Raw genomic sequence first — 2,863 nt, forward strand, 5'->3', positions numbered from 1 at the left:
ACAAAGGTAAAATAGAAACGTACGCCCAACAAGTGGATCTCATAAATTCAATGAAAGCGCTTTTAAACGAAAATAAATTCTTGATTCCAGCTCACCGAGGTGTTTTTTTAGGAAAAACACCTAAACCGGCAGAATTTATACTGCACGCATCAGGAAAAGACAGGGATCAGATCAAAGTTTTCTTCCCTGAAGGCGAGTTGGGAAATATAAAATTAAATGGCAACGAAACAGTCTGGCAGGGAAGAAAACCGCCCGAATCGGAAAACATTCTTCACGCTATCGCTGCCGACCGAACAAGCCGCGGACCAGCAACCGTAAACTATGTTGACTATTTGTACAAAGTCACTTTCGATACTACGTATGGCGCAGGAAAATTTGCAACCGGTTCAAATTGCACGAAGAACTATTCAAATCCTAATTATTAAAATTTCTCCCCGTTATTTTCAAGTGCGAAATATTGCAATGAATAGATGATTACTCTTAAAAACGTCATTCTCCGCCGCGGCGCCAAGGTGCTGCTCGACCGTGTCAACGCCACCATCAACCCCGGAGAGCATGTCGGCCTCGTCGGCCGCAACGGGGCTGGCAAATCCAGTCTGTTCGCCCTGTTCAACGGCGGTTTACATGAAGACGGCGGCGATTTCTTTATCCCAACACAGTGGCGCATGTCTCAGGTGGCACAGAACATGCCCGAGACAGATGAGCCCGCGACCGACTTTGTCGTCGCAGGTGACACGCGGCTGATGGAAATGCAGGCGCAGCTTGTGGCCGCCGAAGCGGCAGACGATGGCATGGCCATTGCGCACGCCTATACCGACCTGCACGACGCCGGTGCACACGACGCCGTGCCTCGCGCGCAGGCACTCATCCTCGGCCTGGGTTTCAAGGTTTCCGAATTGGACAAACCCGTCAACAGCTTCTCCGGCGGTTGGCGCATGCGCCTGCAGCTGGCGCGCGCACTGATGTGCCCGAGCGACCTGCTGCTGCTCGACGAGCCCACCAACCACTTGGACCTGGACGCACTGGTCTGGCTCGAAGCCTGGCTCAAGCGCTATGAAGGCACGATGATCGTCATCAGCCACGACCGTGAGTTTCTTGACGCCGTGACCAATGTGACCATGCACATAGACCATGCGCAATTGACGCGCTACGGCGGCAACTACAGCAAGTTCGAAGACTTGCGCGCCGAGCAGCTGGAGTTGCAGCAGACCAGCTTCTCCAAGCAGCAGGACAAAATTGCCCATTTGCAGAAGTTCATTGCGCGCTTCAAGGCCAAGGCCAGCAAGGCCAAACAGGCGCAAAGCCGGGTCAAGGCGCTCGAGCGCATGGAGAAAATTGCCCCGGTTCTGGCGGATGCCGAGTTCACCTTTGAATTCAAGGAACCGGCCAACCTGCCCAATCCGATGCTGGCGATCAGCGATGCGTCCTTCGGCTACCTGGGCGAGGACGGGGTGGAAACCACCATCCTGCAGAAAGTCAGCCGCAGTGTGCTGGCGGGCCAGCGCATCGGCATCCTGGGCGCCAACGGCCAGGGTAAATCCACCCTGGTCAAGACCATTGCCCGCACCATGGCGCCGCTGGCAGGCACCATCACCGAAGGCAAGGGCTTGTCGATCGGATATTTCGCACAGCAAGAACTCGATGTGCTGCGGCCGCACGAGAACCCGCTGGAACACATGATTCGCCTGGCCAAGGAAGCAGGCCCCAACAGCCGCGAACCCAGCCGGGAGCAAGATTTGCGCAGCTACCTGGGCAGCTTCAACTTCAGCGGCGACATGGTCAAACAGAGTGTGGGCAGCATGAGCGGCGGCGAGAAGGCCCGCCTGGTGCTGGCCATGATCGTCTGGCAGCGCCCCAACCTGCTGCTGCTGGACGAGCCGACCAACCACCTTGACTTGGCGACCCGCGAGGCGCTCTCCATGGCGCTCAATGAGTTCGAGGGCACCGTCATGCTGGTCAGCCACGATCGCGCCTTGCTGCGCGCCGTATGTGACGAGTTCTGGATGGTGGGACGCGGGGCAGTCGGACCGTTCGATGGCGACCTGGACGACTACCAGCGCTACCTGCTCGACGAGGCCAAGCGCCAGCGCGAACTGGCAAAGAGCGAAGCCGCTGCAGAGCAACATGCGGCCCCTGTGAGCGTGGCCAAACCGACCACCATCATCGCCAAGCCGCACACAGACAGCAAACCGGCGGTTGACGCCAAGGAACAGCGCAAGCAGGACGCCCAGGCGCGCCAGCAAATGACCGACAAGCTGCGCCCCTACAAGCGTGAGCTTGAGCAGATCGACAAGCGTTTAAAGGAACTGACCGAAGAACGCCGGGTGCTGGAAGACCGGCTGACGCAGGCGCTGCCCCCTGCCGAGATTGCCGACTGCGGGCGTCGCCTGAAAACCGGTAGTGATGAAACGCAGACCCTGGAAGAACGCTGGCTCGAACTTTCTTCGCAGCTGGAAGCGGCTTCTTTCAGTGTTTGATTTCATATTAAATTGAGGGGATTTTCAACCCCTAGCACCCGGTAGTAAAGCGCTGGTAGCTATCGTTTTTAATTGCTGAGCACACATCAAATTACCAGGGGTTATCCCTCGTTGCATTTTTTTGATCAGATGCGTCAACCCGTTGTGTAGTCGCTCCGTTGTATGTCCATCACAGGAGTTTTCCACATGACTGCAAACAACATCTTGACTGCTTGGCCTGAAGACGAACGCGATCGCAAGCGCTCTCCCGCCCGTTTCTGACCGGTTGCGAAAGCGCCTCCAAGGCGCATCTTTCAACGCAAAAGCCCGCGCCTGCGCAATGCCAGTCAGTTAAGACGGCAGCTTGCCCCGGGCAGGTAAAAAGGGAGCATGTTCGTCATGCTCCC

At 56.8% G+C, this 2,863-nt stretch carries 2 protein-coding genes; both read left to right on the forward strand.

Annotated elements, in window-relative coordinates; genetic code table 11:
• A partial coding sequence (locus ACYVOC_RS12695) for a hypothetical protein (protein ID WP_461162047.1) occupies positions 1-425 on the forward strand: 425 nt, incomplete at its 5' end.
• Positions 426-470: 45 nt separating this feature from the next.
• Entirely contained in the window at positions 471-2,477 is a 2,007-nt protein-coding gene (locus tag ACYVOC_RS12700; RefSeq protein ID WP_461162048.1) for an ABC-F family ATP-binding cassette domain-containing protein, read from the forward strand.
• Positions 2,478-2,863 lie beyond the last annotated feature (386 nt).

The organism is Simplicispira piscis, from assembly GCF_054783455.1.